The sequence below is a fragment of the Clostridium sp. AF50-3 genome, assembly GCF_003477445.1.
Taxonomy (GTDB): Bacteria; Bacillota; Clostridia; order Lachnospirales; family Lachnospiraceae; genus Otoolea; species Otoolea fessa.
Genome location: NZ_QUDH01000016.1, coordinates 74,132 through 80,158 on the forward strand (window position 1 = coordinate 74,132; position 6,027 = coordinate 80,158).

Annotated in this window: 4 protein-coding genes and 1 pseudogene; 2 read left to right on the forward strand and 3 right to left on the reverse strand. The window is 39.9% G+C overall.

The annotated features are described in order from the left end of the window. Positions 1-100: 100 nt before the first annotated feature. Positions 101-1,165 (reverse strand): hypothetical protein, encoded by a 1,065-nt coding sequence (locus DW085_RS15305; RefSeq protein ID WP_118493435.1) that lies wholly within the window; start codon positions 1,163-1,165, stop codon positions 101-103. Positions 1,166-1,192: 27 nt separating this feature from the next. Next, positions 1,193-2,806, reverse strand: coding sequence for an OPT/YSL family transporter (locus tag DW085_RS15310; protein ID WP_243034057.1), 1,614 nt, complete (start codon positions 2,804-2,806; stop codon positions 1,193-1,195). Positions 2,807-3,108: 302 nt separating this feature from the next. Between DW085_RS15310 and DW085_RS15315 the strand changes: the two genes are divergently transcribed. Continuing rightward, positions 3,109-3,648 carry a LysR family transcriptional regulator gene (locus DW085_RS15315; RefSeq protein WP_182430901.1) on the forward strand — a complete coding sequence of 180 codons (540 nt, stop codon included), beginning with the start codon at positions 3,109-3,111 and terminating at the stop codon, positions 3,646-3,648. A gap of 670 nt (positions 3,649-4,318) precedes the next feature. Here the strand turns inward: DW085_RS15315 and DW085_RS15325 are convergent. After that, positions 4,319-5,437, reverse strand: coding sequence for an IS4 family transposase (locus DW085_RS15325; RefSeq protein WP_243034058.1), 1,119 nt, complete (start codon positions 5,435-5,437; stop codon positions 4,319-4,321). Between the two features lie 323 nt (positions 5,438-5,760). Here DW085_RS15325 and tnpA point away from each other — a divergent pair. Beyond that, positions 5,761-6,017 (forward strand): annotated as a pseudogene (gene tnpA, locus DW085_RS15330) (IS200/IS605 family transposase); the annotation flags it as partial. Positions 6,018-6,027 lie beyond the last annotated feature (10 nt).

A 6,027-nucleotide genomic window follows, 5' to 3' on the forward strand; every position in this document is an offset into this window, starting at 1 on the left:
TAGGATAAATGTTTTTGAGATAATAGGGCGCTGACAATTCTGACAGCGCCCTTTCCTAATTAGATGTATTATTTAGGTATATTTACTACCATTGTAATGATTAATATCCTTCAACGCCAAGTGCTTTACAGAATTTTCTTGCTTCCGGATCTACGTAGATTCCGTTTTCTTCCAGTTTATAGCCATCCAGAAGAATCGTCGGTTTGGAAACAATACCATCTGTATGAGAAGCAGCATCCCAGCAAGCTCCCATTAAGCTGGCTCCCTGACTTCCGATACCCATTTCGATACATCCAAAGAGTCTCTCATCCTCAACAATACGTCCGGTAGGTTTGGTTACGCCCGGGTTAAAGCCGATGGAATAATGAGCCAGACGGAACATATTCGGGTCATTAAATTTACTCAGCCATTTTTCGAAGATAGCAGCATCTTTTCCGCCTTCAATTTTTGTTACAACACCTTTTTCCAGGGTCAACTCTACATTGCTGTTAAGAAGGCCTAATGTATCCGGTGGGAACAGAGCAGCATCAAAGATTAATTTACCATTGATAGTCTCCTCTACCGGACACCAGCTTACCTGACCACCTAACATAACCGGATAGCCCTTCTTGGTTGCTCTCTGTCCAGAATGTTTAACGCCACGTCCCTGATTGTAGCCAACTAAATTTGTTCCGTTCTTATCCGTAACAATTACTTCATTTGAGCGATGAACTTTATCTGTCAGATACTCACCAAATTCAATCAGGACATCATAGTTAACACGGCCAACCGTATTTACCAGCATGATAACATCCATACCATTTAAGCAAGTAAATCTTGCACCATTTTCCAATGCTTTTTTAAAGCAAGGAGTATGCATAGAGCAATAGTATGCTAACTCAATCCATACATCTGCATGCTCTACTGCATCTGCAACCGGGCGAATCGGTTCTTCAAACGCTTTTCCGGAAGTCGGATAGTGAATAATAACCGGATTTGCACCAACTGAATAGGCTGCACCCGCAACCGCCTCAACTACACGGAAATCTGCGGATGTATCAGCGGTGATAACTACATTTTCACCCTCTTTTACAAGCATGAAATCACGTACCAGTTTTAAAGCAGCATTTGTTACTTCAAATGATAAGTAAGTGTTTGACATTTCTACGCCAATTGGATATTCCATAATAAGTTCCTCCTATAATATATATTTTTATTTATTAAGTTTCTTTCCAAGGTTCATCGTAGAGCTGAAGAAGCTGTACAGTGCAGCACCGGTAATGAATCCGGCACCCAGAATATACAGTTTGCTCTGTCCGAGATCACCATATTTCTTGATTATAATGTAACGAATCAGAAGACCAACGAGTACTGTAATACCAGCCATCGGAGAAGCAATCAGAAGACCGGTTGCAAATAACACACCTAACTGACGGCTCGAACCGCCAATTGCCTGAAGAAGTGCTCCCGGGATAGCCCAGATAACCAGGTTCTTTGCTACTGCCATATTAGTTCCCGCATCAATGGTTGCCAGATATACGGCATCAACCGGTGCGAGCATTCCTTTTTCAAAATATGCTTTGTAAGTAAAGAGAACAACTAGAATTGCAATTACAGCACTGACCATTTTTGCAATATACTGCTGTTTTCTTCCTTCCATCTCAAACGGAACATCTTCACCGTTGCCTCTGACAATATAACCAGATTTCAGGTCATATGCCATATCAGCAAAGGCCGGTCCGGTTGCAGAAGTAAAGCCAACCAGGATTGCCAGCTGTGCCGGCGGGAATCCAAACAGCATTCCAAGAATCAGGAAAATAAAAGCTGTTGCAAATGCCGGGAACCATCCGGAGTGCATGGCGGAGATACCAACAATTAACTCGGAAATGATTGCAGAAAGGGCTGCAAAGATAATCCACCATACGAACATTCCGGCACTCATATCTGCTGAGAATCCACACATAACTGCCATAACAATGGATACCAGAATATATGCGCCAAAACCTCCTGCAAGGGACAACTTCATGCTCTTTAAGCTTCTGGTAAATTCTTTCTTTTCTACCTTTCCGGTTGCGGCTTCAGCTGCTGCCGCTTCTTTTTCTTTCTTGCTCTTCTTCTGAAGAATCAGAACCATCTGGATAAGAGCGACGAATCCTGCACCAATCATGAAACCATGAGGAATATAATAATCGCCAAGTTTGATGTTGAAGAATTTCGGAGTGTATTCGGAAATCAGAAGACCCACACCAAATGCACCAAGAGCCCACATATTTCCGATCCAGCCTACGCCCAGGATATCGGTCGGAATACCAAAAAACTTTCCGACGATTCCGCCAACCATACCAATCATAAGGATAACGGAGTTCTTTCCTTTTTCAGCAACTGCCAGCATAGCTTCAGCTGCTGCGATACCCGGTGCCCATGCTTCCTTTGCCGGGAACATCTCTGTATCAAACACTCTATAAAGAATGGTTGCATCGATGATAACCGCCAATGAAGCACCTATCAGCATCGGAATAACCAGATCCTGTCTTCCTAACAGATAAGGAATACCGATGGATAAGAAGATACCGTTTGAAGCTGCGAACGTTGCACCTGACATAGCTGTCTGGACAAGGTTCTGGGTATTAATATCTTTATATTTCTGGAATATCTTCAACGGAATTCTGGCAATAATAATTGCGAACAGAGCACCGATGATAGATGTATTTGTACTGATTCCCAATCTGGCGATTAACTCAAGACCAATGATAGAACCAATCACAGAAACTAAAATATTTAACAACATAATAGCTGGATCCCATGCAGATGGGTGTTTTTTATTCATAAATTTCCTCCTTTCTTTTGTCATGCAATGAATGAATTCAGATTAGTATACTTTTTTGAAATTCACGAAAAATATTTTTCTTTGTCTTGATCTTAGCATATAAATCAAATAAAATGAAATTATGTTATTTTATAAAGTGATAAATCTGTATTATACAGACTGTAGTCTGAATTTTGGTCTACAAATTCAAGAATGCCCAGGCATTCTTGCTGCCAGATGTGCGTTATTTCATATCCGATATAGCCCACCACCCACTAAACCGCCTTATACAGATATTCACGCAGAAAGGAGAGAGTATATCTGTGTTAAATTATAAGCTCAGTACCTTTTTAGGGCTTTGTGAAACAAAAAATTATACTAAAACCGCTGAAAAGCTTCATATGACGCAGCCAGCCGTAACACAGCACATCAAATATCTGGAACAGTATTACGGAACAAAACTATTTTATTATGATGAGAAAAAAAGACTTCACCTGACAGATCAGGGACGGCTTCTCCGCGCATACGCCCAATCTGTACAAGCTGATTCGGAAATCATAAAAAACCGGCTTTCTGTTCCCATCAACGAACCTGACATTTTTAAACTAGGCTCCCTGACCGGATTTGGAGAAACATTTGCTGCAAAAGTGATGGGAAGATATCTGGACAAATATCCTGAAAAAAAGGTCAGCATCTATATGGGTGAATCGGATGATTTGCTAGTTCAATTAGCAAATGGAAGAATCCAGCTTGTATTGTGGACACCTACTGCCCGCCTGAGGAATATGAATGCCACGAATTATTTGAGTCTGAAACCATCTGCATCTGTGCTCCCACTCATCCGCTTGCCGGAAAAACCGTAGATTTTAAAGAGCTAAATCCCTATCGGTTGATTTTCAGGGAAGAAGGTTCAAAATCTTATCTCAATCTGCGTTCTATCCTTCACGCTTACAACCAGGATGTACATAATTTTGCTTCTTTTGTGGAAACCGGAACCATCAATAGCATTCACAACCTTGTCATTGAAAATGTAGGTCTTTCATTTGTATACAAGTTTGTCGTGCAGAAAAACCTGGATCGCGGTGTAATGAGCCAGATTTTTATTAACGATTTTAAGTGTAAGACGTTCATTAACTATGCGTGGATGAAGAACAGCTTTTTCGCTGAAAAGAACAGGGAATTCCTGGATATATGCAAACATTATCTTTCCGGTCTGGGAGATCTGAATTTATAAAAAAAGCCGTTTTGCAATCACAAGAATTGCAAAACGGCGCTCTTGTTAGGGCAAGGCCCTGTTCTCCATTGAGGAGTTTTTCGCTGATCCGAAAAACGAAACTTTGGAGAACAAATAAACCACCTGCTCTGCGCAACATCATAAACTTAAGATTAGATATTACACATTTATATTATCCTGCTAAAAACTCATTTCAAAAGAGCAGATTAAAACGAAGAGAAATCTTCACAGAGCTCCTTCTGTATACTTTAACAACTTAAAAATGCCCATAATCGCCCTTTAAACGGAGAATGAGCATTTTAAAAGCTACTCTTTTGATTGTTTTTATATTTATTTGAGATGTTTTTTCTACGCTCTTTTCCAGGTAGTTCCCTTATGGGAAGTACATAGCGCTCCATTTCTTCCTGTAGTTCTCCAAGTTTTTTAATCCGCTTCTTTTCCTCCGGTTCCAAAAGGATTTTTAGCATAGTCTCTTTGAAAAGACCGATGGCTACATTTTCATTGGTATGCATGGGATATTTATTCCTGTTTTCCCGTCCTGCTGCTGCGGCCTCTTCGTCCGCACTGTTCTGAATGTCCTGAACCATGTTATATACTAAAACCTGCGCCCCAAAATCCTGGTGCACATATACTGTGGCTTTCCCTGTTACACTTTCAAATTTCATTTTGTTTTTTAGAGTATTGTATTTCTTCTCAATTTCCCATCTTTGGTAATATAAATCCGCTAATTCTTCTGCGGTAATTGTATCCGGAAGATCTGTCATCAGCGCAAGTTCATTCCCGGAGGGAAGAGTCGATTTTGATATTCTTACCAGCGTGCTCCATTTCTTTTGCATCTGTTCATATTGTTCCGGATGTTTTTTTCGTATTTTTTGTAGGCGTGCAGATGAATGTTTTAAAATGACTTTTTCATCTGCCGACTGCATCCGTTTACGTTCTGCCATATAATCGTTGGATGAAAGACGGATCAGATAATGAATCCCTTCCGTTTCCAGAAAGTCAATAAACTCTAAGGAAGGATAACCACGGTCAAAAACTGCGACAACCGGCTTCCTGATTCCAATTTTTTTTAATTGTTTTAAGTTTCTTTTTGCCAGTTCGTTTTCACTGATGCAAATATGTTCAATTTCAATATCCAGGTAAAAATGATTCAAAACATCATACATTCTGCTTACCAGTGCCCGTACCTGCCCTTTCCCGGAATGCTGGTTGCCGCTGTTTCCAAATGTTTCCCTGTTATCCTTTGAGTTTGGAACTTCCGCCTTGCTCCCGTCAATCGCGATTAACAAATATCCTTTCCACAGTCTGGGTTCTTCAGAACGATAAAAATCCATAAGATATTTACGGTTCAGATAGGGGAAAATTTCCGGATTTAGACGTTTTCTCTGTTGTAGATATCCCTGGACAGATAACTGCATAGACAAGTCTCCTTTTTCTTTGAAATAGTTTCTAAGTTCAAATGTCGTGGTAAGCCCCTTTTTTTGAAAGACAGCATAGCGACATGTCTTTTAGGGGCATTTTTCGCTTTCTCGAAAAAGCATGGTTTCCATTCTGTCTCGCATATTTTGCAATTTCCGGATCAGATAATAATGTAGAAAACTTTTGAAATCTTGTTTTATAAGATTTAATCATATACACCCCTGCCTATATTTTAACACAATGAAAGGAACCTGCGAACAGATTCCTTTCCATTTTTTCCTTAAGTTTATGATGTTGTGCTCTGCGGGTGGTTGGAATTGAAATTCCGCCGAAGATGAGTGTGTCAGACTTTGTAGGGTATTTAAAAGGAAAAAGTACACTTATGATATTTGAAAGACATGCGAATTTCAAATATAAATATGGAGATCGACATTTTTGGTGCAGAGGATATTATGTGGATACCGTAGAAAAAATGCGAAAAAGATTGAAGAGTATATTCGAAATCAGCTAAAAGAAGATTTGGAGTATGATCAGATGTCTATGAAAGAGTATATTGACCCGTTCACAGCTTTGCTGTGAACGGGTCAAT

Coding starts and splice junctions, on each gene's coding strand:
- DW085_RS15325 (WP_243034058.1), bottom strand. CDS start 5,437: ATGCAGTTATCTGTCCAGGGATATCTACAACAGAGAAAACGTCTAAAT.
- DW085_RS15310 (WP_243034057.1), bottom strand. CDS start 2,806: ATGAATAAAAAACACCCATCTGCATGGGATCCAGCTATTATGTTGTTA.
- DW085_RS15305 (WP_118493435.1), bottom strand. CDS start 1,165: ATGGAATATCCAATTGGCGTAGAAATGTCAAACACTTACTTATCATTT.